The organism is Paenibacillus rigui (assembly GCF_002234615.1).
GTDB classification, from domain to species: domain Bacteria; phylum Bacillota; class Bacilli; order Paenibacillales; family NBRC-103111; genus Paenibacillus_S; species Paenibacillus_S rigui.
This window is the reverse complement of record NZ_NMQW01000008.1, coordinates 128,391-151,801: the sequence shown is the minus strand read 5'-3', so window position 1 is coordinate 151,801 and position 23,411 is coordinate 128,391. Positions and strand designations below refer to the sequence as shown.

Annotated in this window: 21 protein-coding genes and 1 pseudogene; 6 read left to right on the top strand and 16 right to left on the bottom strand. The window is 52.8% G+C overall.

Annotated features, from left to right (window positions below):
• Nucleotides 1-14 precede the first annotated feature (14 nt).
• A pseudogene (gene erpA / locus CF651_RS05965) lies at nt 15-389 on the bottom strand (iron-sulfur cluster insertion protein ErpA); the annotation flags it as partial.
• A gap of 624 nt (nt 390-1,013) precedes the next feature.
• Here erpA and mqnE point away from each other — a divergent pair.
• Both mqnE and CF651_RS05955 read left to right on the top strand, forming a co-directional pair.
• The gene (gene mqnE, locus CF651_RS05960) at nt 1,014-2,114 is read left to right on the top strand and encodes an aminofutalosine synthase MqnE (protein ID WP_094013939.1); all 1,101 of its coding nucleotides are present in this window, start codon (nt 1,014-1,016) and stop codon (nt 2,112-2,114) included.
• 48 nt (nt 2,115-2,162) lie between these two features.
• Entirely contained in the window at nt 2,163-3,236 is a 1,074-nt protein-coding gene (locus CF651_RS05955; protein WP_094014107.1) for an NAD(P)/FAD-dependent oxidoreductase, read from the top strand.
• A gap of 3 nt (nt 3,237-3,239) precedes the next feature.
• On the opposite strand, the gene CF651_RS05950 is transcribed toward CF651_RS05955, so the two are convergent.
• Nucleotides 3,240-3,491 (bottom strand): YuzB family protein, encoded by a 252-nt coding sequence (locus CF651_RS05950; protein ID WP_094013938.1) that lies wholly within the window; start codon nt 3,489-3,491, stop codon nt 3,240-3,242.
• Between the two features lie 77 nt (nt 3,492-3,568).
• On the opposite strand from CF651_RS05950, the gene CF651_RS05945 reads away from it, so the two are divergent.
• On the top strand, nt 3,569-3,814 hold the full coding sequence (locus CF651_RS05945) for a NifU family protein (RefSeq protein ID WP_094013937.1): 246 nt from the start codon (nt 3,569-3,571) through the stop codon (nt 3,812-3,814).
• Nucleotides 3,815-3,915: 101 nt separating this feature from the next.
• On the opposite strand, the gene CF651_RS05940 is transcribed toward CF651_RS05945, so the two are convergent.
• The 6 genes from CF651_RS05940 to CF651_RS05915 all read right to left on the bottom strand — a co-directional run bounded on the left by CF651_RS05940 (nt 3,916) and on the right by CF651_RS05915 (nt 10,033).
• Nucleotides 3,916-4,719, bottom strand: coding sequence for an SDR family oxidoreductase (locus CF651_RS05940; RefSeq protein WP_094013936.1), 804 nt, complete (start codon nt 4,717-4,719; stop codon nt 3,916-3,918).
• A gap of 89 nt (nt 4,720-4,808) precedes the next feature.
• Complete coding sequence (locus CF651_RS05935; protein WP_094013935.1) at nt 4,809-5,537, bottom strand: Cthe_2314 family HEPN domain-containing protein; 729 nt, start codon at nt 5,535-5,537, stop codon at nt 4,809-4,811.
• A gap of 3 nt (nt 5,538-5,540) precedes the next feature.
• Nucleotides 5,541-6,566 (bottom strand): DMT family transporter, encoded by a 1,026-nt coding sequence (locus CF651_RS05930; RefSeq protein ID WP_094013934.1) that lies wholly within the window; start codon nt 6,564-6,566, stop codon nt 5,541-5,543.
• 6 nt (nt 6,567-6,572) lie between these two features.
• Nucleotides 6,573-8,339: a UbiD family decarboxylase gene (locus CF651_RS05925; protein WP_094013933.1), complete on the bottom strand. Its 1,767-nt coding sequence runs from the start codon at nt 8,337-8,339 to the stop codon at nt 6,573-6,575.
• A 156-nt stretch (nt 8,340-8,495) separates the two neighbouring features.
• A complete protein-coding gene (locus CF651_RS05920; protein WP_094013932.1) occupies nt 8,496-9,434 on the bottom strand; it encodes a COX15/CtaA family protein in 939 nt (312 codons plus the stop codon).
• 254 nt (nt 9,435-9,688) lie between these two features.
• Nucleotides 9,689-10,033, bottom strand: a complete 345-nt coding sequence (locus CF651_RS05915; protein ID WP_094013931.1) for a thioredoxin family protein — start codon at nt 10,031-10,033, stop codon at nt 9,689-9,691.
• 231 nt (nt 10,034-10,264) lie between these two features.
• On the opposite strand from CF651_RS05915, the gene CF651_RS05910 reads away from it, so the two are divergent.
• Together CF651_RS05910 and CF651_RS05905 are read left to right on the top strand one after the other, a co-directional pair.
• Nucleotides 10,265-11,107, top strand: coding sequence for an SPFH domain-containing protein (locus tag CF651_RS05910; RefSeq protein WP_094013930.1), 843 nt, complete (start codon nt 10,265-10,267; stop codon nt 11,105-11,107).
• A gap of 25 nt (nt 11,108-11,132) precedes the next feature.
• A complete protein-coding gene (locus CF651_RS05905) occupies nt 11,133-11,327 on the top strand; it encodes a type II toxin-antitoxin system antitoxin (protein WP_094013929.1) in 195 nt (64 codons plus the stop codon).
• A gap of 177 nt (nt 11,328-11,504) precedes the next feature.
• Here CF651_RS05905 and CF651_RS05900 read toward each other — a convergent pair whose 3' ends face one another.
• Nucleotides 11,505-13,085 (bottom strand): copper amine oxidase N-terminal domain-containing protein, encoded by a 1,581-nt coding sequence (locus CF651_RS05900; RefSeq protein WP_094013928.1) that lies wholly within the window; start codon nt 13,083-13,085, stop codon nt 11,505-11,507.
• A 178-nt stretch (nt 13,086-13,263) separates the two neighbouring features.
• Here CF651_RS05900 and CF651_RS05895 point away from each other — a divergent pair, with 178 nt between their 5' ends.
• Entirely contained in the window at nt 13,264-14,586 is a 1,323-nt protein-coding gene (locus CF651_RS05895; RefSeq protein ID WP_094013927.1) for a DUF2515 domain-containing protein, read from the top strand.
• A 243-nt stretch (nt 14,587-14,829) separates the two neighbouring features.
• On the opposite strand, the gene cysK is transcribed toward CF651_RS05895, so the two are convergent.
• The 7 genes from cysK to CF651_RS05860 form a co-directional block, all read right to left on the bottom strand.
• Nucleotides 14,830-15,765, bottom strand: a complete 936-nt coding sequence (gene cysK, locus CF651_RS05890; protein WP_094013926.1) for a cysteine synthase A — start codon at nt 15,763-15,765, stop codon at nt 14,830-14,832.
• Between the two features lie 279 nt (nt 15,766-16,044).
• On the bottom strand, nt 16,045-17,709 hold the full coding sequence (locus CF651_RS05885) for a putative polysaccharide biosynthesis protein (protein ID WP_094013925.1): 1,665 nt from the start codon (nt 17,707-17,709) through the stop codon (nt 16,045-16,047).
• Nucleotides 17,710-17,746: 37 nt separating this feature from the next.
• Nucleotides 17,747-18,232: a DUF456 domain-containing protein gene (locus tag CF651_RS05880; protein WP_094014106.1), complete on the bottom strand. Its 486-nt coding sequence runs from the start codon at nt 18,230-18,232 to the stop codon at nt 17,747-17,749.
• A 27-nt stretch (nt 18,233-18,259) separates the two neighbouring features.
• Nucleotides 18,260-18,997, bottom strand: coding sequence for a Cof-type HAD-IIB family hydrolase (locus tag CF651_RS05875; RefSeq protein WP_094013924.1), 738 nt, complete (start codon nt 18,995-18,997; stop codon nt 18,260-18,262).
• Between the two features lie 126 nt (nt 18,998-19,123).
• Nucleotides 19,124-21,001 (bottom strand): asparagine synthase (glutamine-hydrolyzing), encoded by a 1,878-nt coding sequence (gene asnB / locus CF651_RS05870; protein ID WP_094013923.1) that lies wholly within the window; start codon nt 20,999-21,001, stop codon nt 19,124-19,126.
• A gap of 539 nt (nt 21,002-21,540) precedes the next feature.
• Nucleotides 21,541-22,431 carry a metal ABC transporter permease gene (locus tag CF651_RS05865; RefSeq protein ID WP_094013922.1) on the bottom strand — a complete coding sequence of 297 codons (891 nt, stop codon included), beginning with the start codon at nt 22,429-22,431 and terminating at the stop codon, nt 21,541-21,543.
• On the bottom strand, nt 22,428-23,399 hold the full coding sequence (locus CF651_RS05860; protein WP_094013921.1) for a metal ABC transporter permease: 972 nt from the start codon (nt 23,397-23,399) through the stop codon (nt 22,428-22,430). Before CF651_RS05860 ends, CF651_RS05865 begins: the two co-directional genes overlap by 4 nt.
• Between the last annotated feature and the right edge of the window lie 12 nt (nt 23,400-23,411).

The following is a 23,411-nucleotide window of genomic DNA, read 5'->3' as shown; positions in this document are numbered from 1 at the left end:
ACCCAAAACCCTTGTTAAGCCTCGACTTTATCGTCGCACTTCTCAGGGGCGCCCTCTTCGTCCTTCACCTTGAAGGAGGAGCCACAGCCGCACGATGCAATGGCGTTCGGATTGTTGATCGTAAAGCCTCCGCCCATGCCGGACTCTTTGTAGTCAATTTCGACGCCGTATAAGTATTTGGAGCTGTCGGCATCGACAACGATTTTTAACCCGTTGATTTCAAATTCTTTATCCTCGTCCTGCTGCTGGTCGTCAAAGCCCATGCCATAGGAAAACCCGCTGCAGCCTCCTGCTTTCACACCCAAACGGAGAAACAAATTCGGTGTTCCCTCGCTATCGAGCAATTCTTTTATTTTATCGCTGGCTGTTTCGCTGATATGAATCATTGTATTAACCTCCTCGCGGTGCGGTTTAAATTAAAAAAAGAAGCCCCTGCTTACATATTGCCTCTTTCTCCCCAGTATACTCCTAAAGAGCATACTCCTCAAGGACTTCTATCTCTGCCGCTTATATTTTCCCCGGTTCATAAAGTTGTAACATCATCCCGTTCGGGTTGGCCGACGTGACGAGCCGTTGAAATCAGCAATCCGTACCTCCAGCCAACATGAACCAGCGAGCACGAAGGAGCGCTTGCATTCGGTGAGAAAGCAGCCCTCTGCAAGGCCTCGAGACCGTTTTGTCGAACTGTGTATTGCTCCACCCCAGCAGGAGGTTTATAATAAGGAGTATTGTGTGTTCATTCGTGTCTAAGGGGTCTTTATATGAACTAATCTGAAAACATCTTTGCTCTAGGCATCCATGTGCAAGCTTTCACAGCTCGAGAATTACACCCAGCGCGAGTATTCACGATACACCCGTGAGATGCAGCTACGCGTTGTTTGCTTTTGCCCTCAGCCCGAAAGACGATTGGCAGCCTTGGTTGAATTCATATTGATATATCCTATTTAACTGCACAAAAGGTACACCGTCGCAATTTTACACTATTAAACTTATCATTTATGGAGGTGGCTTGGATGAGCATCGTGATTAGTAATTCCGATCAACGCATGGCCGAGATCGCTGAGAAAGTAAAAAACGGAGAAAGACTCTCGCTTGAGGATGGCGTATTTTTGTACCAATCCGATGATTTATTGACAATCGGACAGCTCGCGAACGAAGTCAATTTGCGGATGAATGGGAAAAAGGTTTATTTTATCGATAACATGAGCCTGTACTTCACCAATGTATGTGAGGCGCACTGCGCATTTTGCCATTTCCGCCGCGATGAAGGGGAAGAAGGCGCCTATACGCTCAGTCCTGAAGAAATGTTCGAGTACATCGACAAGCACTATCATCCGGGAATGCGTGAATTCCATATTGCCCAAGGGCATAACCCTCATGTTCCTTTCGAATACTATTTAAACTCGATCCGCGCTTTAAAGAAGCGTTACCCTGATGTTACGATCAAGGCGCATACAGCCGCAGAAATTGAGTTTTATTCTCGCATCAGTGGGTTAAGCTATAAAGAAGTGCTCGAGGCTTTGGTGGATGCGGGACTCAGCACATTAACCGGCGGAGGCGCGGAAATTTTGTCCGAGCGTTACCGTCAAAAGATGGGCGTCGGCAAGGCAACGACCGACCAATGGCTTGAGGTGCAAAAAGTGGCCCACAGCATTGGCCTGAAAACACACGCAACCATGCTGTACGGATCCATCGAAACATTGGAAGAGCGTATCCAGCATATGATTTTGCTGCGCGAGCTTCAGGATGAAACGAACGGATTTATGGTATTTATTCCGAATGCGGTACAGCCTGCCAATGTCAACGCAGGGATCAAACGCCGTGTAGCCGCCTTTGATGATCTCAAAACCATCGCGATCAGCCGCTTGATGGTTGATAACATTCCTCACATCAAAGCCTACTTTATCAATCTCGGCACGCAGCTGACACAGATAGCTCTGACTTTCGGTGCATCTGATGTTCACGGTACTATCGTTCAGGAGAAAATAAGCCACGCCGCAGGCGCGCTTTCACCGGAAGGCCTGACACGTGACGAGCTTGTATGGCTTGTTAAAGGCGCAGGACGTATCCCTGTTGAGCGTGATACCTTCTACAACGAGATCAAAGTATACTAGCATGTAAAGAATGAGTTTAGGCTGTCATATAGAAAGGGTTTTTCGATGATGAAGAAAATGGTTATTTTAGGCGGGGGCTACGGCGGATTGACTGTAGCTAACCAACTGCTTGAAAAAGATTTGCCGTCGGATACGGTGCTTGTGCTCATAGACCGGATGCCTTATCAAGGACTGAAGACCGAGTATTACGCACTAGCTTCAGGCACGGTATCGGACCTTGATATCCGGGTTCAATACCCTGTAGATCCAAGGCTGATCCTCAAATACGGTGAAGTGTCAGCTGTCGATCTTGATCAAAAGCTGATCCTTTTCGAAAATGATGAGCCATTGTCTTATGATTGGCTCGTTATTTCTCTCGGCTGTGTGGACAAGTACCACCAAATTACAAACGCGGAGCAATATTCCCAAAGCATCCAGACGTTATCCGCAACCCGGAAAACGTATCAAGCCGTAAATGACATTAATCCGTATGGACAAGTTTCGATTATTGGCGGAGGTCTGAGCGGTGTTGAAATGGCGGCAGAGCTTCGCGAAAGCCGGCCCGATATGAATATTCGTATCATTGACAGAGGGCCAAGCATCTTGTCGTCCTTCCCGGGACCGGTTCAATCGTTCGTAAGAGACTGGATGCTCGAGCACGATATTGAGATGAGATCGTACGTCAGCCTATGCCGTCTCGAAGGCGGTCTATTGTACAATCAACAGGAAAATCAGCAAGAAATCATCCAGACGGATGTGACCATTTGGACCGCCGGCATTCAGCCAAGTCCGATTGTACGGAACCTTCAGCTGCCGAAGGATACCCAAGGCCGCGTTATTCTTAATGAATACCATCAGGTGCCCGATTACCCAGAGGTCTATGTGGTAGGAGACTGTGCTTCCCTGCCGTTCTCACCAAGCGCCCAGGCTGCCCAGGGACAAGGCAAGCAAGTCGCAGAGGTGCTGAGAGCGGTATGGAAAAACGAAACCCCTCGGCTTGGAAAAATCAAGCTCAAAGGGGTTCTGGGGTCGCTCGGCAAAAAGTCCGGCTTCGGTCTGATGGGCAAACGTACCATCACGGGGATGGTTCCGCGGTTGGTTAAAAGCGGCGTGCTCTGGAAATCCAAGCATCATTTCGGTTAAATCTTATTCAAAGAGGTCGAGCATGTCTTCGATCTCTTTTATTTTTTGGGCGATGCGCTGCTCGAGTTCCTCGACATTGCTGCCTGCAACGATCTCGCCGTTCACTAATGCATAAGGCAGAAGAAAGCACTCTCCGCAATTGCCGAGGCACCCGTATTCGATGACATCGTAGTCCGGATTGGCTTCCAGCCGTTTCATCAATTGATCCGTTCCGTGATGCATATTGCTGGAGCAAAATTCAATAATGGGTCTCATCCTAATCAGCCACCTTGTTGACCATTTTAATTTGCTGCTTGTTGTAATATAATAGATATAGAAAGGAGTGGATACCGATGAGTGAAAATGCACAAAGCACCATGTACGATGAAGTACTGGAGGTTTTGGATAAGCTTCGTCCGTTTCTCCAACGCGATGGCGGTGACGTTGAACTGGTCGATGTCGAGGAAGGCATCGTAAAATTGCGTTTGATGGGTGCATGCGGAAGCTGCCCGAGCTCAACCATTACACTGAAAGCCGGTATTGAGCGCGCTCTGCTTGAAGAAGTAGAAGGCGTTCAAGAGGTTGTTCAAGTGTTCTAATGAAAAGGCCCTGCGGAATAAGGAGCGCTTAGCTCATGATCCCGCAAGGGTCTTTTTTTGCATTTCACGATATGTCGGTAGTTTCCTCGGTTCATCAAGCTCTATTTCGGTGCAGTCTGCTGCGCAGGGCGGGCCCCGATCATCGCACGAATCGGGTCTAAGCCGCCGGAGACATCCATAATGTTGCCCGTAATGAAATCGGAACGCTCCTCGCACAGGAAACCAATCATTCGGGCGACATCTTCTCCTGTACCGGGCCGCCCTCGCGGAGACTCATCGTCTTGTTCATGCTCTACTTCGGCAATCAGCCTCTCTTTATTGGCGCCGCGAATATCGCCGGGGCAAATCATATTGACCGTAATGCCGTAAGGCGCCTCTTCTACAGCGAGTGTCTTGGTAAATGACACCAGACCAACCTTGGCTGCTGCGTAGACGGCACGATGGGGCCACCCGCGGGCCTCCGCAGCGTGGCCGAAGCCGAAATGGATAATTCGCCCCCATCTCTTTCGGCGCATCATAGGAATTACCATATGGTCCAGCTGCATGACACCGAGCAGGTTGCCCTGCATCAGATAGTCGATCTCCTGAGGCTCGTAATCGCTGAACAACCGGCGCTCTCTCACGAAGGGGCCAGCGTTATTAATTAATATATCGATGCCGCCCAGCTCCTGATCGGCAAGCTCTACCAGCCTGCGCAGATCCTCCCTTCGGGCCACATCGCCTTGAACCGCAAGACAACGGACACCCATGGACTGAATCCGCTGCTGGAGCTCATGGGCTTCCAGCCTGCTGTTCACATAATTAATGATGACATCGCAACCGGATTCGGCGAGCCGAAGCGCAGTCATTTTGCCCAATCCTTTGGCGCTGCCGGTAATGAGTGCAACTTTGCGTTGTTCGTTCATGCCCGCCTCCCCTGATTTTCCTCAACCATTACATATCAGTATAGAGGAACCCAGGGTGCGATTCAACCCGGGAAGTCCAGTCTTCTTCGTTACTCGTGCCCATAGCGTCCGGACGATTCCGTCAGCTTCGTAATGTACAGAAAAATAAATCCGGCAGCCTGATAGGTCATATCGCAGGCCTGATCCAGGTCCTTTAGCCGCTGCGCGATATCATCAATTCGCATGCGGTCCTCATGTGACTGCCTCTCCTCCGCCGTTCTCAATAAATCGTCCAGCAGATCCGCGTTAATCGTATGAATTTCCATATTCCGTTCATTCCGCAGCCGTTCTACAGGCTCCTTATACCGTCCCTTAAGCCCAAACAGCTGCTCCTCCAACTCAACATAGAGACGATGCTGGTGCATGTTGCGCAGCACGGTAAAGTACGAAAAGCGCGATTTGATTTCTTCGGTTTTGAGCCGGAACCGGTCGTTCATAAAGTGACCCAGCTTGTCCAGAATCGCAAATAAACGAATAATCGCATTTTTATAAAAATAAAGGTGCCGATGATAATCGTCCCGTTCCTGTTCATTCAGTTCATCCACATAGGTGTGGGATACCAGCTTCCCGTAGCGGTTCGCTGCATATTGACTTTGCTCCAGCTCGTCCAATGCTCGGATAAAGCTCCCACTCCAGATGATATATCTGCGCTCCTGCAGGTTGCGCTGCTCCGACGAAATCGAACGAAGCAGGTCCACATAACGGTCAATGGCTGCGTTCGCCTTTTGGAAATGCCCCTCATCCACACGACGGGGCTCATGAAATAAGCTTCTCAGCATCGGCTAGCTCCCTCCCTTCAGTTGATGTTTTGCCTCGGCCGAACCGCCCACGTTCCCCACAGTACCCGGATTAGCGGAAGCGGAGGAACGGTCTTTCATCAGCTGCATCCGGTCTTTTTGCACCAGATACATGGCGGCCAGCACCCCTGCTCCTCCAATATACTGATTCAGGGACAAGTGCTCCCGCAGCAGCCAATACCCTGCAGCGGCCGCGGTAGCAGGCAGCAAATAGCCGTATACGGATGATTTGAAAGGCCCTAATCGGGACAAGCTCCAGTTATGAATCGAGAACCCGATAAGTGTTGCAAACAGCGCGGTATAGCCCAGGCAGAGCCAACCGATCCCGCTTATTGAAGCCGAGTAAGCCGTATCCGCCTTCCAAAGCAGGAAGGGCAGCAGGGCAAGCGCCCCTGCAGTCATCTCCAATGAGACGAGAAGGGCCAATGGATATTTATTCACAAGGCGATTCATCCCGATCAAATAAAACGCCCCTAGGAAGCTTCGAAGCAATAGGAGCACATCCCCGCGAAGCGTTTCTGCTCCAAGATGAAAGCCATGCTCGCCTCCGGCTACGATAAGTATAATGCTAAGAAAAGCCATAGGAATTCCTAATATAACCCGCCAGGTTAAGCGAATATCCTTAAGAATAACGGCGATGACCGCCGTGATGACTGGCATAAAGCCTCTCCCGAGCACTGCCCCGTTAGCCGAGTTCGAGAATTGCAGCGCATACTGAAGCAGCGCTTCCATGCCTATTGCGCTAACTGCCCCCAAGGTGCAGATGAGAGCCAGATCGCGCCCAGCGATCTGCAGCTTCAGACCGCTTCTACGGTAATAAAAGTAAGTATACACCCAGAGAAACGGGATGATACTCAAATACCGGAGCCCATTAAATACCAAAGGGTCCCACAGCTGACCGCCGATCTTCATTACGGATATATTGATGCCCCACAAAATATAGACAATAACAAAGCCGGCGTGCGGCAGCACACGCTGCAGCACGCCGGAGGATTTTGATTCCGTCAGCATGTCCGATTACGCTCCTGTAAAGTATTGCTTCCATCGGCTGTCTACCAGCTTGACGATATCTTCACGCGGCAGCAGCTCATCCGGATAGCCCGGCTTCATCCGAGCATCAATCACGAGCGGCAGCTCATAAGAGATATGGTGCCCTCTCAGCTGGCTGCGGGCATACATATCTGCCGCCGGGTTGAAGCGCGTGAACACGGTCCACAGAAACAAGCTGTGACTGCGCGCGATGCTCGCGTCGTCCACCAGGAAAATGAGCGGCCATTGCTGCAGACGGTCCCCCGCTTGATCCAGCAGGCGTTGCGCCAGCTGAGGGTCCGCCTCGTAAGCCGCTCCCGAGACGACAAGGCAGCCGCGGCAAAATACTTCCGCGCTGCTGATGCCTGGAAGCTCGCCGCCTTCATAGCTGCCGGGCAAGCTGCGGATTGGCTCCCCTACGCCAAGCATCAGCGCTTTGCTCCCATGATTCAAACGGTCGCCTGTATAGTCGAGCGTGTCATGTGATGTATTGTTGAATATAAATAGATCCTGATGCGGGTCAAACCGCTCCAACGCTGCTTCCAGCAGCTGATCGAAGCGTTCCAGCTCCACTGCTTGATCCGTCAGGATCAGGAACTTCGTCAAGGTCAGCTGGCCTTGACCGAGGATGCTGAAGCCGGTGCCCAATGCTTCTCGGCTGTAGCTTTCGCGTACGACAGCCGCCGCCAACGCATGAAAGCCTGTTTCGGCATAGGTCCATAGTTCCTTCACACCTGGCATCACCATCGGGAATGCCGGGGAAAGCAGACGCTGCAGAAACTCGCCCAGGTAATAGTCTTCCTGACGCGGCTTGCCTACAATCGTAGCCGGGTAGATGGCATCCTTGCGATGCCATACGTGATCGACGTTGAAGACCGGGAAGTCGTGCGTGAGCGAATAGTATCCGTAATGGTCGCCGAACGGCCCTTCTGGGCGGCGCACATGCGGCGGCACCGAGCCGCAGATAGCGAACTCGGCTTCAGCGACGAGACGGTGACCGCCGTGCGGATTATCCGCAACGGCCAGCTTCTCTCCGAGGATCAGCGAGGTGAGCATCAGCTCCGGCAAGTGTTCCGGTCCCGGTGCGATCGCGGAAGCGATTAACGCCGGCGGTCCTCCCAAAAATACTGTGACGGGCAGTGCCTGGTTGCGCTGCTCCGCCTCATAGTGGTGGAAGCCGCCCCCTTTATGAATTTGCCAGTGCATTCCCGTGGTCTGGTCATCAAACACCTGCATACGGTACATGCCCAGGTTGTGATGTTTGTTCTCCGGATGCTCGGTATAAACTAGCGGCAGCGTGACGAAAGGCCCGCCGTCCTCCTGCCAGCTCGTCAATACCGGAAGGCCTGCCAGCGGCGCTTCCTTTCGGCATTGCTGCAGGACAGGAGCCTGGGCCGAGGGGACTTTTTTCGTGCCGACCTTCATGAGATCCAGCAGTAGCCCGCGTTCGTTCCACAGCGCTTTCGGCGTCGGAGGCATCAGTGTATCCGTAGCCTGAATCAGCCGTTTCATAAATAGCTCGGGTCTCGGGCCAAAGGCCATGTCCACTCGGCGGCTGGTCCCGAACAAATTCGTGACTACCGGAAACGAGCTGCCTTTCACATTGGTGAACAGCAGTGCCGGTCCGCCTTCCTCAATGGCGCGCCGGTGAATTTCGGCAAGCTCCAAATTAGGATCAACCGGAGCCGTTATTTCCACCAGCTGGTTTTCTTTGCGCAGCGCTTCCACAAAGGTACGTAAATTCGGATAAATCATTTCAACACCTAACCCCTTTTTTATGTAAAATGGCAGCACCTGACATGACAAGGACAACCGGCTTCTTCGTCCATCAAGACGGCATGCCTTTTGTTAAAGCAGCCCCGATGCAGGAGAAGCTTATACCTTTATTGTACGAACAGAAGGCTTACGCAGCTAACCAGCCGTGTAAGCCTGTCCATGATCTCCGCTTCTCCCGGATTGCAGGGAAAGCACACACAAGTAGCACAAAATGCCGAATAAGCAAGAAATTAATACGGTATGCAGCAGACTGGCTATCAGATACCAATCGGATGTCATCGAATAGGTGACGAAAGCCCCGCTGAATATTTGCAGTATGACGAAAATGAGCGACCATTTGGCAGCCAGCACCATATTGTCCTTCGGCTCGCGCTGAGCCCGGATTGCAATATACAGCCACAGCAGCAAAATAAACATAACAATGGCTCCAAGCCGATGCAGGAAGACGATTCCCGTCGCCCCGGTAAGCTCCGGAATAACTTGTCCGTTACATAACGGCCAGCCTACACAGCCTCCAGACGAATTCGTATGGCGGACAAAAGCGCCCAAGTATACGACAGCATAGCAATAAATGGTAATCAGCCAAACGCCCTTTTGCAAACCGGACGACAAAGTGCCGCCTGCCCGGGCCAGCATGGTGCCATAGCGTGTAAATACTAAAGCTAGCAGCAATGTAAACGCAAAAGCCATCAACGAAAATCCAAAGTGCAGCGCCAATACCGCTGAGGATTGAGGCCAAACTACCGCCATCGCTCCAAGGATTGCCTGCAAAATCGTAAAGAGCATCGCCCCGCCAACATACCATTTGGCGTCTTTTCTTTTACTGTAAACAAAAACCAGGATGGTTGCGGCGAGCAGGATTAACCCTACAACCCCGACGACGAACCGATGGCTGTATTCAATAATGGATTCAATCGTATAAGCCGGTACAAATTTGCCGTTGCACAGCGGCCAGTCGTCTCCACAGCCCCGTCCCGATTCTGTCTTGGTAACGAGAGCACCCATCACTAAAATAAGCAGCATGCCATACATGCTGGCAAACGAGAATCGTTTCATCCAACGTTGCGGATTCATGAGATGCCATCACCTACTTTTCTAAGAATCAGCCGAATCCAGGCAACCGGATTCCCTGTCATCGTGTCGTGTCGGGGATTCCGGCATACTTGCGGTCAGCCGAGTCGTTCTTGTTTCATTATAGCCATAAACCCAAACCAAATCCATGCGGAATTGTTACAAACCATTGAAAGAAAAAAGCCCGTTTTGTGACGGCTTTCCCATTCCTTAGGGACGCTGCCGATCAAAACGGACTTCGATTCGGTTCGTTTGTGTTACTTGTTCAAGGCACTGGAAACTTCCAGGGCACGATCCAGAAATTGTTCGATTTCATCTCTTGTTTTGCGCAGCTTGCTGACGAAACGGACCAGCTCCTGCCCGTTCTGGAATGCAATAAAGCTCGGGATACCCAGGATGTTAAGCTTCTCGCACAGATCCGGCACCTCGTCCCGGTCAAGCTGAATAAAGTTCAGCCTATCCTTGTAGGCCTCCACCACTTCCGGCATAAACGGATCGATAAAATGGCAATCCTTGCACCAGGTCGTTTTAAATACGGCTATCGTCGGCTTGGCATCAGCAATATGCGATTCAAAGACTTGCTCTGTTTTGACTTGTTCCATACGTATATGCACCGCCTTTAGGCTAAATAAATGGAATTGCAAAATACTCTTTAACCACTTATAGCACGCTCGTTAAGCGAATGTCAACGTCAGGAACGCCCGCTTTCCGAACCGTCTTATAACTTCTGCTGCATAAGGCAACAAAACCCATTTTACAATTAATAGAAAAAGTGATATCATAAAAATATCAAATCAATATTTAATTCATCATCTAGCTGAGGAGTGTTGCAAATGAAAGAACAAAAAGCATGGGTCATGAACGGTTTCGTCGGTTTATTGGTTGTCCTGGCATTAGGTGCCTTTGGAATTACGATGCTGGTTCAAGAAATTTTTGCTCTTGGTGCGCCTGCCCTGCTCATAGCCGTCATCCTGTTATCCGGACTTGTCGTGGTACAGCCGAATCAGGCGATGATCGTCACCTTCTTCGGAAGCTACGTCGGTACCCTGCGGGAAAGCGGTCTGTGGATTACAGTGCCCTTCTCGATCCGCAAGCAGGTATCCCTGAAAGTACGTAACTTTAACAGCGTGAAGTTGAAGGTCAACGATATCGAAGGGAATCCTATTGAAATTGCAGCCGTGGTCGTGTTCCGTGTCGTCGATTCGGCCAAAGCCATGTTCGATGTCGATAAATACGAGCAGTTCGTTGAAATTCAAAGCGAAACCGCATTGCGGCATGTAGCCAATAAATATCCATATGATGTGTTCGGAGACAAAGGCTATTCGCTTCGCGGCAATTCGGAAGAAATCGCCACCGAGCTGAGCAACGAGCTGCAGGAGAGATTGTCCGTCGCAGGCGTAGAGGTGCTGGAGGCACGTCTGACGCATCTGGCCTACTCTACCGAGATTGCCAGCGCCATGCTGCAGCGGCAGCAGGCCGCCGCTATTATTTCGGCGCGCTCCATGATCGTCGAGGGTGCGGTGGGCATGGTCCAGCTGGCTATCGCCCAGCTTCAGCAGGAAGGCGTCGTCGAGCTGGACGAAGAGCGCAAGGCTGCCATGATCAACAATTTGCTCGTTGCCATCGTATCGGATCGTTCCGCTAATCCTGTTATCAACACCGGCAGTTTGTACTAGGCCGGACCGAAAGAGCGCCTAAAGCATGGCACCCAAGAAAAATTTTGCCCTGCGCCTCGACCCCAAGCTTTACGAGCTGCTGGAGCGATGGGCCAATGATGAATTCCGAAGCGTGAACGGTCATATCGAATATTTGCTCCGGGAAGCGGCGTTACGTTCCGGCCGACTCCCCGGCCCCCGTCCCCCTGCCTCTTCTGAAGAAGGAAAGGAGGAGTCGTGAGGGCTGCGAAGCAAGCACGCTCGCTCCCTAAAATCGCATTAACTGCAAGGGGCGTGCGATGGGGCGCATTAAATCGGAAGCCAAACGAAAAAAGCCTGATCCGGCGGAATCAGGCTTTTTTTCGTTTGTATTTTTTCTTGTCGCACCAGAGCATGAGCTGCGGTACAGCTGGAAACGCTAATCTCTAGTGATCGTAACCATTTGCTGCTCTTGGTCCCAGCTCACACGTGCTCCCATGCTCTCTGCAATGAAGCGAACGGGAACGAAGGTCGAACCGTCCGTGAGCTCCGCTTCGGTTTCCAGCGGCTTGATCATGCCGTTGACGGAAGCCTGCTTGCTGCCGATGTTCAGCTTAATAACGGCTCCGCTTACCCAGTCGGTAATCGTCACCTGCTGCGTCGCTTGGTCCCAGGCCACATCTGCATCCAACTGCTCCACTACAAAACGGGCCGGAACCATGATGGTTCCATTCGAATTATAAGGCTTGGAGGACGTCTGGAAGCTGCTGCTGTTATTATCTACGATCATGCTGATATTTTTTTTGGTCAACTGAAGATCATTTTTTATTAATTGGTATAATTGCGATTTCGTATCGATGCCCGCCAAAATTTTGCCAGGCTTGAACATCGACTTCGAATCCAACTCCAGTACACCTGCGCTGGTATCAATGACATCGGCTTTCACCGGCTGGTTCAAATCCCAGGTTTCACTTGTTGACGTCAATTTGATTCCTTGGACCACGCTCTTATCATCCAGACCGGTAAGCGTCAGTTCCATATTCTGTTTGCGGGGCATCAGGTTGGAATCCACGTACATATCCAGCTTTAACACCTGCTGATCGCTTAGCAGCTTCTTCAGCTCTTCATTGCTAGTAGCTTTAGCTACATAGGAATCATAGTCGGCCAGCATCTTTTTCAGGTTCGAATTCAGGAAAGTGAAAGCGAACTCCACCGCCAGCGTCTTGTTATTCAAATAAGGTGTGATCATTTCATCCATCGGATTGTCACCGTTTTTGCTGTTTTCCTTCATTGCTGCTTTCATAAGAGGCGCTACAACATCATACAGCTGGCCAAGAATGTCCTTCATTCCTTTTTCATCGGCCACCAGGTTGGTTGCAAAGCTTTTAAACAAGCCCAGAAGCTCGCTGCCGTTGATCTCAACATGAACCTTTTTCATATTCAGGCCCTCGGTGCGAATGTATTCTTTGGCATCCGATACGCTGATATTTGCGGGATTCGGTGCGTTGCCGCTCAAATAAGCAATCATAGCTGGCGTCAGCTCAGCCGATTTGGTATACAGCTGCTTCAGTTCTTCCTGCAGCTCCTTGGATAACGTTTCCTTCAGCTGCTCCATCCCCGCAGGGCTGTTATGTAAAACAATCGGTTTCTTCGCTCCTTCAATCTGGAACGTGTAATCCTGATCGCTTACCGTAACCTGAAACGGAATTTGACCTTTGGCATATTCAAACGAGCCTTTAACCGAAAGATGGGTAAGATCCTGCTGCTTGATATCCGTCAGCTTGACTTTTACATTGGAGAACAGATCCAGCATGCGCTGCTCATCCGCACTTGGTGTCACCGCTGTATTGCGAATTACCTCCAATGTCAGCGTTTGGGAGCCCTGCAGTGACTTGATGCTTGCTCCGTTTTGGATCACTTTGTTCAAATCCAATCCGCTTACGGATTGACAGCCCGCCAGAACGACCAGCATTACGACCAGAAAAATAGAAAGCCATTTGTAGTTCATCTTGTTCTTCATGCCTTACCTCCACCATACATAATAATTGCGCAAGAGATTCCCGCTTAAGTATATACGCACAAATTGGAAAAACGTCTCCATTTTGTACATATAATTCATTCGACAAGGTTTAACAAAAGTCCTTTATTTGGAATTTTTTCGATGAACTTAGCTTGCACGGAAAAGGAGCGGCGGACAGATGACCCATGGAAAAACGCGCTGGAACGCTTGGGATTTACTGCATAAACTGACTGACGTGCCGCAGGAGATCGGACAATGGGTGAAGGGGAAAGCCGGTACGCTTTGGTACGAAAGCCAACAGCTGGACCACATGACAGGAATCCGGATCCGCAAGGAGCATTTCAGCCTTCTGGATACCAGACTCAGGGCTGCTCTTGCGCTTACCCCCCCGCCTCTCTTAGGCAGCGGTCAGGGCATCACCGACAAACCTGAGTATGATACAACGCTGGAGATGAAAGCGGGTTACACCGCGGGGGAGAGGCCGCTTGTTCAGCAGATTCGCGAGGAAACGGCGCAGCGGAACCGGAATAACGTGACCCGGACCCAAGCCTATTGGGAGCTGTTCCAGCGGCTGCCTGAGCTTCACTGGGCGCTGCTCGCCCACATGGTATCGCGCAACGGGGGCTGGTGCATGACGGATCTGAAGGGCGAGCTTCTCCCCTACTTGCTGAACAGCCGGCAGCAGGAGCATGTGTTTGCGTTTCTTGAGCGGGCCAACGCGTTGATTTTCCAGGATGCTTATCCCCAGCTGCTATTGTACGAGGCAAGTCTGCGGGCCCGTCGTCCGTTGTTCCACCTGCTGAGACCTCTGCACATTTCGGTATTTATGCAGCCGGTATGGGAGCTGTTCTGGGAACGCCGTGACAGCGCTTTGCTGACTATAGCCCTCATCGTCAATGAGCAGAACTATATTGAGGAGCGAATCGTGCAGCACCCCGTGTACCGCAAAACCGTCTTGGACACTCTGTTCTTCTACGCCCAGTCGCTGCTTCAGCTGAACCAGGTGGTGTTTCCTTACGACGACGACCACGGCCAGCAGCGGCTGGCAGGGCTCATTCTGGAGGATTTCACCCAATTGCACGAACGGATTGAATTCGGCAAAAAGCTGTATGCCCTCCTGTTCGGCATTCCGGCAGTGCAGCAGGGCGTGCTGCAATTCGCCGGCCGGACCCGCCATTCCGGCTCCCGTTCCGATTATTGGCCGCACCTGTTCGCAGCGGTCCGCCAAGGCCCTCCGGTTCCGCGGGGGCAGCTGAAGGAATGGCTGGACGGCTGCAGCCTGCGTCCCGGCGCCGCTCCATTGTACAGCCCGCGCTTGGAGGGCGCGTGGAAGGATCGGCCCGTTGAAGCCCCGGAGCCGGGCGACTGGTGCAGGTCGGCGGATTGCCTCCGCTGGATCACAACCGTGGAGCCTCCTTTTTCCTTCGAAATGACGCATGAGTACTGCTTTGGGCTCAATAAAATCGAGCTCGCTGTGCTTGCAGGGGATTTCATAGAGTAAGCCGGTGTCAACGGCTATGGAGGTGCATGGCTGTGAGGCGACAAGCAGTTCCGCAGTGACCGGAGAGCTGTGAGTATGAGATACACTGGTATAGGCCAAGGTGCGGGAGCATAAGCTGTTAAGCTCCAGCTCGGCTATACACTCTAACGAAAAACAGCCTCTATCTCCCCGGCTTCCTGCAAAGCGGGCGGATAGAGGCTATCGTTATGTCCGAATCCTTGCCGGATCCGGTTTAAGCTCAGGTTAATCCTCCTGGAACAAGCCTGTCGATAAATAGCGTTCGCCGGTATCCGGCAGCAGCACGACAATTGTTTTGCCCTTGTTCTCCGGGCGTTTGGCCAGTTCCGTCGCAGCATACGCCGCCGCCCCCGAGGAGATGCCGACCAGCAGCCCTTCGCTTCTCGCCAAGGTGCGTGCAGTCTGAATCGCGTCGTCATTTTTCACTTTCATAATCTCGTCTACGACGTCTTTGTCAAAAATATCAGGGACGAAACCGGCCCCGATCCCCTGAATTTTATGGGCACCCGGCCTGCCACCGGAAAGGACTGGGGAATCATGAGGCTCCACAGCGACAATGCGAACAGACGGGTTGTACGCCTTCAGCACCTCGCCTACCCCAGTAATCGTGCCGCCGCTGCCGACACCTGCAACGAATAGATCGACCTGGCCATCCGTATCCCGCCATATTTCCTCGGCTGTCGTTCTCCGGTGAATGTCCGGATTCGCCGGGTTGCTGAACTGCTGCGGAACGAACGAGTTCGGTATTTCCGCTGCAAGCTGCTCCGCCTTGCGAATGGCGCCTGCCATTCCTTCCTTGCCCGGGGTTAAGACGAGCTCGGCCCCCAGAGCTCTCATCATTTTTTGCCGCTCCATACTGAACGTGTCCGGCAAGGTGATGATGAGACGGTAGCCCATCGAAGCGGCGGCAAAGGCCAGGCCAATACCCGTATTCCCGCTGGTCGGCTCAATGATAACAGAGCCTTCATGGAGCTGGCCTTGCTCTTCCGCGGCTTTAATCATCGCATAGCCGATCCGGTCCTTTACACTTCCTGTCGGATTGAAAAATTCGAGCTTGGCGATCAGCCGGGCGTCGAGCTGGTTACTTTTATTATAATTAGACAGCTCCAGCAGCGGCGTGTTTCCGATAAGCTCGGTTAAGCTTTTGGCGATTTGGGTCATGGGATTTCCTCCATATACAATTCATTTTATAGCAATCGGTTTAGTCAGTCATTTAACCGTATCATGATTTTCTATTCGTTGCAATTCCATAGGGTGACATGAGCGCAGGGAAATTATACAAAACCTGCGAAGCCGAGTAGCCTCCTTATAGCTGCCATTTACGTTCGGTGAGGGCCAAGGGCGTGAGAGTCGGGCTTGGCAAGCAAAAAGACCCAGAAGGCTTCAACGAATTGAAGTCTGAGTCTTGCTTCATCCCTTGGTTTGATACCGCTGAGCTGACTAAGCACCGCTCCCTGTTCCCCTGCCTCCGCTTAACAGCTTCGGCGCGACACGACGAATGAGCTTTTGAATCGGGCCCGGCATCTGCTGCAAATCCGACCCTTTCAATGTGCGTGTGAGCATCAGCAGGACCGGATAAGCGGCACCGGTCACTCCGCATAGGATCACCGTTTGCAGTGCGGCATCCCAGCGAGAGCTTCCGAACGGCACAACGAAGCGTTGCACGAACAGGTCGAGTCCTATCCCGACCACGACGATAATTAGCGTCGTCACCGTTAATCCGATCCAGCGGGGCGCTCCCAGCACACGGAATGCGACTTCTTTACGCAGCACCTGCAGGTTCAGCACGGTCATCACGACAAAGCACAGACAGGTCGCCGCGATAATTCCGTAAATCCCCATGAACGGCGCAAGCGCGTAGCTGCCGACAAGCTTGACTGCAATCCCCGCAGCCACATGCACCATGAGCGCACGCATTTTTCCCATTCCCATCAGCACGGCACCCGACGTTTGCATGACGATCTGGAACAGGGCGCTTAGGGTCAGCACAATAATGATCGGTGCCGAATACGTATCTACGATTGCCGAGCCCGTCGGATTGCCGAATATAAAGGCATTGATCGGACCGGCAGCAAGACAAATGACCAGCACCATAGGCAGACCCGACAAGATCGAAAGCTGAAGCACCTTGCCGGTCTGCTCGGATACCTGCTTCATATCCTTTTGCGAGTAAGCGGCAGAAATAATCGGCACAACCGACTGGCTGAGCGCTACGGCCAAAATAATCGGAATCCCGGCCAGCGACTGGGCCCGCCCTACGAGAATACCGAGAATTTCCCTCGCGCTCGTCTCCCCTACCTGATCCTTCAGCAGCAGCGTCACGATGGACGAATCGATCGTATAAATCAGCGTGACGGTCAGTGAGAAAATGACGATCGGAATAGACAGCTTGAACAGCTGCCCGTAAATGGTTTTGAAGGACAGCCGGCTCGTTGAACCCGGTCCGGCCCCCGTCCGAAGTTCTGCCTTATCGCTTCGGCGCAGACGAGCTGCATAGTACACCATGACAGCCGCCGCGGCAATACTGCCGATAACCCCGCCGAAGGACGCCCCGGCAACAGCCCACTCCATACTATGTCCGAGCAGCATATAAGCCAAGCCGACAGAGGTCACGACGCGAAAAATTTGCTCGATAATTTGCGACAGCCCGTTCGGCATCATCATCCGGCGTCCCTGAAAATAGCCCCGCATGATGGCAATGAGCGGAAAAAGCAGCAGCGCCGGAGCCAAGGCCCGGATCGGCAGCACAGCCTGCGGATTCAAAATCCGGTCCGAATAATAAGGCGCCACCGCATATAAAAAGATGGCCATGACGAGTCCCGCCGCCGCGGCAAACCATAGCGCAGCACGGTATACCCGGCTGGCTTCCGCATGGAGGCCGAGCGCCGTCCGCTCGGATATCATTTTGCTGAGAGCGCTTGGAATCCCGGCTGTGGCGACAACCAAAAGCATGGAGTACAGATTAAATGCAATCCCGTAAGCGGCCATCCCCAGCTCGCCCAGCAGCAGAATAAGCGGAATCCGCTGCACAACGCCCAGAGCCCGCGCTACGAGAGCCGCTAATGTTAAGATTAACGTGCCTTTTACCAATGAATCCTTAGCCAAAACTTAAACCTTCTCCCTGCCCAATATAGACGATAAGCTAATAACGGAGCACCCATATGACAAAAAGGATGATCATCAGCAGCTGTAAAATAACTTTCACGACAAGTCCGGAGAAAAAGCCGACAAGCGCCCCAAGACCGGCTCTAAGCGATTGTTTGAACTCCGTCCCTACTAGCAATTCCCCAATGACCGCACCCAGGAAGGGGCCGGCGATCAGCCCTACAACCGGAATCACGAACGGACCGAGCAGCAGACCGACCGTACTGCCGATGACCGATGCCCGGGTCCCCCCGAACTTTTTCACGCCAAGCGCACTGACCAGGTAGTCAGCTACCAGAAGCACGATCAGAATCGTGGATTGAATCAGCCAGAACCAAACGCCGAACGGCTCAAAGCTGACCATCCAGCCGTAGACGAAATAGGCTGCGAATATCGCTATAGCCCCCGGCAGTACAGGGTATACCGCTCCCGCCATACCGACCAGAAACAGGGCGATGACGATGGTCCATGCAGCGATCAGCATTGTCATGGAAAGCCTCCCCGGAAGGACTTACGATAAAACGTAAGCCTCAATAATTTTGGCAACGCCATGCTCCTCGTTGGACACGGTTACCACATCGGCGAGCTGCTTGACCTCTTCCTGCGCATTGCCCATCGCTACGCCAAGTCCTGCCTCGCGGATCATGGACACGTCGTTCAGGCTGTCGCCCATCGCGATGACTTGGGACATATCGATACCGAGCAGTCCGCATACTTGACGGATGCCGCTCGCCTTGTGAACCCCCTTCGGATTCAGCTCGATATTGAAAGGATGGGAATTGGTAATCTCCAGTGCATCCCAGCCCTCCAGCTTCTCGCGAATCAACCGGAGCACATCCGCATTTTCATAGTAATAACCGAATTTCAGCCATTCCTTTTCCTCGATAGGCCCCGTCCACGTCTCTTTATTGTAGATTTGACCGACCGCATACGCCCAGTACCAGGTATCATGCTCCAAGGCAATGGCATGCAGCTTGCTGACAAGAGCCGGATCCATAATGGAACGGTCGTGCAGCTTGCCCGGGGCAGACCATACTTCACTGCCATTGACCGTAACAATGGGAGATTGCAGGCCCAGCTCCTCGACATACGGCATCACGTTCTGAATCCCACGGCCCGTTGCAAACATCACCGTCACGCCTGCCGCGGCCGCCGCTTCAATAGCCTCGCGATTTTGTCTGGAGACGACTTTGTCCTCTGTCAGGAACGTCCCGTCCATATCCAAAGCGATCAGCTTATAATTCCCCATGTGGATCCCTCTTTTCCTTCTGTTCGTCCCGTCCCATTGTATAACTGCCATGGGTGCGCGGGTGGATCCTGCTTCACGCAAGCGATCCGCCCTCCGTTACGTATTCACCCGATTGTTCCTAATGAGCTAGTGTGCGGTTGCGAGCGAGGGCTTCGGCAGCTCCTCCATATAAGTAACATGCCACAGTGCAAACATATAGATCGTCCAAATCCGGCGGGCGTAGTCGCCCTGGCCGTTCTGATGCTTCGTCATCATTTGACGAACGGTCTGCGTATTAATGTAATCCTCAATACCGCTGGCTTCGATCTGCTCCAGTATGACTTTCCCCTGGTTCCCTTTGAGCCAATCCCGTAAAGGTACAGGGAAGCCCAGCTTCGGACGGTTCAGGATAAAGTCCGGAATCAGACCTTCCATCGCCTTGCGGAAAATATACTTCGTCGTGCCTTCGGCAATCCGGTACTTGGCCGGTATTTTTCGTGCGACCTCATACAGCTCCACATCCAGGAAAGGCACCCGCAGCTCAAGGGAATGAGCCATCGTCATTTTATCCGCCTTCATCAGGATGTCTCCCGGCAGCCATAGATTCATGTCGATGTATTGCATCCGCGTGACGGGATCCAGATGGCGCGTCTTATCGTAAAAACGCTGCGCAATCTGCTGCGGATTGGTGTAGCTGCGCAGCATGTCCTGGTCGATGCGAACGATCTCGCTCTTCATCTCCTCGGAGAAAATTTTGGCATTCCCGAGGAAGCGCTGCTCGAGCGGCGTTGTCCCGCGCAGCAGGTAGTTCTTGCCCTTCACGCCGTTAGGGAGCAGCCGGGCCAGCGCATGCAGCAGCTGCTTCACCGACTGCGGCAGCCGTTCAATCGGCTGCAGCGATTGCGGCTCGCGGTAAATGCGGTAGCCGCCGAACAGCTCATCCGCGCCTTCGCCGGAGAGCACCACCGTCACCTGCTCGCGAGCGAGCTGCGCGACGTGATAAAGCGCGATGGCCGAAGGGTCCGCGACCGGCTCATCCTGATGCCAGACGGCCTTTGGCAGCGTGGAGAAGAAGTCCTGCTGCGTAATAATCTTCGCAAAATGCTCCGTATCGAGCGCATTCGCCGTTTGGCGTGCAATCTCGGTCTCGTTGTTCGGCCCCTCGAAGCCGACTGAGAATGTCCGGATCGGCTCGATCGAGCGCATATGCGCTGCAATCGCGGTAGAATCGATCCCGCTCGACAAGAAGCAGCCGCGGTCCACATCGCTCTGCATGTGGTGAACGACCGAATCCTTCAGGCCTTCGCGGATTTGCTCGATATATTCCTCGATCGGACGGTCCTCCGGCTCAAACATCGGATCCCAGTACCGCTGGATCGTCATCTCGCCGTCAAACGTAATTTTCACCGTATGGCCCGGCGGAAGCTTATGTATGCCGCGGAACATCGTGTTCGGCTCCGGCACGTATTGGAATGTCAAATAATTCAGCAGGCTTTCCGTGTGAATCGTCCGGCTCATCCCCTCGGCAGCCAGCAGGCTTTTGATCTCGGAGCCGAACAAAAACTGCTTCGCATCCTTATAGAAATAAAACGGCTTGATCCCGAAATGATCTCTGGCGCCGAACAGCAGCTTTTTGCGGCGGTCCCAAATGACGAAGCCGAACATGCCGCGCAAATGCTTCACACAGTCCTCCCCGTATTCCTCGTACATATGGACGATAACCTCGGTATCGGAATGGGTTTTGAACTGATGCCCCTTGTCCTGCAAGGTGTGGCGCAAATATTTATAGTTGTATACTTCGCCGTTAAATACGATCCATACCGTGTCATCCTCGTTGGCTAACGGCTGGTGACCCTCCTTCAAATCGATAACGGACAGACGGCGAAAGCCCAATCCGATGCGGTTCTCCCCCCAGAATCCGAAATCGTTAGGGCCGCGGTGCACGATGACATCCGTCATGGCCTTTAACATAGCCTGGGAAGGCTCTCTATCTTCAAAATACATTGCTCCAGTAATGCCGCACATGAAATGGCTCCTCCTCAAACGTTCAACAGCAACGGTTAAAAATAATTCGATAGTCTAGTATACCATATTCGCAGCAAGTTCAGGAAATGGATCGCTAGAAATCCGTTTTTTCAAAAAAGAAGAGCTTATGCCGGCTATTTCTACAATAACCTTTATTGAAACATATTATATATCCGAACTGGGAAACTACACTGCCGCAGCTGCTTGTTCTGCTTATTGTACTGATCAATCTGGTGCTCAATGCCCGGAAACGGCGGGATAAGCAGGTTCCTACTCCGGCTTAGCTAAGTAATCTTTAGTGAAGCCGGAGCAGCCCCTTCCGCATCAGCGTCAGGTCAAGGTAGAATGCTCCGGCCTTGCAGCGGGCGCCTGTTCACCGGACTTCCGGAGAAGCCATCCCCGAGGATAAACGGCTTCGCTATCGTTCCAGATGGCATGCGTTTGTCAAGGTAGAACGAAGGTTGTGAGACATATACTTATCTACCAAAAGAAGCGGAAACGATGCTTAAGAACATCTGCATCGTTGCCGCTTCTTTATTTTATCCCGCTTGGCCTGCCGCCAGTACGTCCTGACGCTGCTTCAGCTTGCGCCACACGACGCCATGCGTGGGAGAGAACAGCAGAGCCACGACAAACAGCACGCCTGCGGCGGTGATCATGCAGCCTGCGATGGACGCATCCAGCCATACCGAGATGTAATAGCCTCCCGTAGAGCTAAGCACGCCGATCCCCATACTGTAGACGATCATGACCCCAAGCCGCTCTGTCAGCAAATAGGCGGTGGCCGCCGGAACGACCAGCATCCCTACGACCAGGATTGCCCCTACGCTCTCGAACGAGGCTACCGTGGTGACGGAGACCAGCCCCATCAGCAGGTAGTGGAACAAGGCAACCGGAATGCCTACAGCCGCCGCCATCGCAGGATCGAACGAGCACAGCTTAAACTGCTTGTAGAACAAGCCCAGCACGGTAAGACTTAACAGAAGCACGAGTCCGAGCGACCAGACGGCCTTCGGTCCGATGTCTATTCCCGCCCAGGTTATCGTATCCCAGGGGACGCGAATGATTTCCCCGTACAGCACGCAGTCCAAATCGAGATCCACTTGCCGCGTAAATACGCTCACAAGCACAACACCGACTGAAAACAAGGCGGTAAAGACGACGCCGATCGAAGCGTCTGATTGCACTCCGCTTTGCTGGAACAGCTGAATCAAGAAAACCGTCACGAGCCCGATTACCGAGGCTCCCAGCATCATAAAGAACGAGTCCCGCGAGCCGCTTAGCAAAAAGGCGATCACAATACCCGGCAGCACGGAATGACTGATCGCATCGCCGATCATAGCCATCCGCCGGAGCACCAGGAAGCAGCCGAGCAGGCTGCAGGAGCAAGCTACCAGCGCTGCAGTCAACAAGATCCAAAAGTCGTTCATGCCTGCCCCTCCTTCCCCGGCTTCACCTTCACGGCTGAGGTCCCCAGCACGGCGCCTGCCTGCTGCTTCTCCTCCAGCACCGATCTTTTCACAGCCCATTGCAGCAGGACCTTCGCTACGACTCCGCGGCGAGGGGCAAACAGCACCGACAGCACGAATAACAATGTGGCGGCCAATACACTTAAGGGACCCGTGGGCAAATTGTTCGCCGCTGTACTGGTTGCCGTGCCGATCAACCCGCTGATCGCCCCGAACAGTCCGGACAGCATCACCATCACCCCGAGCCGTTCCGTCCAATACCGTGCGGAAACGGCCGGTGTAATGAGCAGTGCAGACATGAGCACGACCCCTACGGCCTGAATGCCGACGACAACCGCAACCACGATCAGAAACATGAGCAGCTGATCCAGAAAGGCTACCGGATACCCGAGCCCTTTGGCAAAGCCGGCGTCAAAGCTGAGCAGCTTGAATTCTTTAAACAATACGGTGCAGGCTGCCACGAGCACGAGTGCAACAGCGGCCATCACCATGACGTCGGAAAGCACCATCGAAGCGGCCTGGCCGAATAGAAACTTATCGAGCCCGCTTTGATTGCCGCTGTCACCGTGCTGAATTTGTGTGAGAAGGACGATGCCTAAGCCGAAAAAGACAGATAAGACAATCCCCAGCGCCGTGTCCTGCTTGATACGGGTATTTCTCGTAACGAATCCGATGCCGAACGTTGCGATCAGCCCCGCCACGGCAGCACCGATCAAAAAGAACCCGATCGATTTCGAGCCGGTCAGCATAAAGGCGATACACACTCCAGGCAGCGCGGCATGAGCCAAGGCATCGCCCATCAGGCTCTGCTTGCGCAAATAGGCGAAGCTGCCCAGCACGCCGCTGCTTAGTCCGAGCAATATACTGCCCAGCAAAATCCACTGCGTGTTCGGATCCATCAGCAGCTCCATCCAGTTGATGCTTTCCATCTCCATCACCTC

Bases quoted from the DNA above. Each gene is read 5' to 3' on its own strand.
- mqnE (WP_094013939.1), top strand. From the start codon at position 1,014: ATGAGCATCGTGATTAGTAATTCCGATCAACGCATGGCCGAGATCGCT.
- CF651_RS05955 (WP_094014107.1), top strand. From the start codon at position 2,163: ATGAAGAAAATGGTTATTTTAGGCGGGGGCTACGGCGGATTGACTGTA.
- CF651_RS05950 (WP_094013938.1), bottom strand. From the start codon at position 3,491: ATGAGACCCATTATTGAATTTTGCTCCAGCAATATGCATCACGGAACG.
- CF651_RS05945 (WP_094013937.1), top strand. From the start codon at position 3,569: ATGAGTGAAAATGCACAAAGCACCATGTACGATGAAGTACTGGAGGTT.
- CF651_RS05940 (WP_094013936.1), bottom strand. From the start codon at position 4,719: ATGAACGAACAACGCAAAGTTGCACTCATTACCGGCAGCGCCAAAGGA.
- CF651_RS05935 (WP_094013935.1), bottom strand. From the start codon at position 5,537: ATGCTGAGAAGCTTATTTCATGAGCCCCGTCGTGTGGATGAGGGGCAT.
- CF651_RS05930 (WP_094013934.1), bottom strand. From the start codon at position 6,566: ATGCTGACGGAATCAAAATCCTCCGGCGTGCTGCAGCGTGTGCTGCCG.
- CF651_RS05925 (WP_094013933.1), bottom strand. From the start codon at position 8,339: ATGATTTATCCGAATTTACGTACCTTTGTGGAAGCGCTGCGCAAAGAA.
- CF651_RS05920 (WP_094013932.1), bottom strand. From the start codon at position 9,434: ATGAATCCGCAACGTTGGATGAAACGATTCTCGTTTGCCAGCATGTAT.
- CF651_RS05915 (WP_094013931.1), bottom strand. From the start codon at position 10,033: ATGGAACAAGTCAAAACAGAGCAAGTCTTTGAATCGCATATTGCTGAT.
- CF651_RS05910 (WP_094013930.1), top strand. From the start codon at position 10,265: ATGAAAGAACAAAAAGCATGGGTCATGAACGGTTTCGTCGGTTTATTG.
- CF651_RS05905 (WP_094013929.1), top strand. From the start codon at position 11,133: ATGGCACCCAAGAAAAATTTTGCCCTGCGCCTCGACCCCAAGCTTTAC.
- CF651_RS05900 (WP_094013928.1), bottom strand. From the start codon at position 13,085: ATGAAGAACAAGATGAACTACAAATGGCTTTCTATTTTTCTGGTCGTA.
- CF651_RS05895 (WP_094013927.1), top strand. From the start codon at position 13,264: ATGACCCATGGAAAAACGCGCTGGAACGCTTGGGATTTACTGCATAAA.
- cysK (WP_094013926.1), bottom strand. From the start codon at position 15,765: ATGACCCAAATCGCCAAAAGCTTAACCGAGCTTATCGGAAACACGCCG.
- CF651_RS05880 (WP_094014106.1), bottom strand. From the start codon at position 18,232: ATGCTGATCGCTGCATGGACCATCGTCATCGCCCTGTTTCTGGTCGGT.
- CF651_RS05875 (WP_094013924.1), bottom strand. From the start codon at position 18,997: ATGGGGAATTATAAGCTGATCGCTTTGGATATGGACGGGACGTTCCTG.
- asnB (WP_094013923.1), bottom strand. From the start codon at position 21,001: ATGTGCGGCATTACTGGAGCAATGTATTTTGAAGATAGAGAGCCTTCC.
- CF651_RS05865 (WP_094013922.1), bottom strand. From the start codon at position 22,431: ATGAACGACTTTTGGATCTTGTTGACTGCAGCGCTGGTAGCTTGCTCC.
- CF651_RS05860 (WP_094013921.1), bottom strand. From the start codon at position 23,399: ATGGAAAGCATCAACTGGATGGAGCTGCTGATGGATCCGAACACGCAG.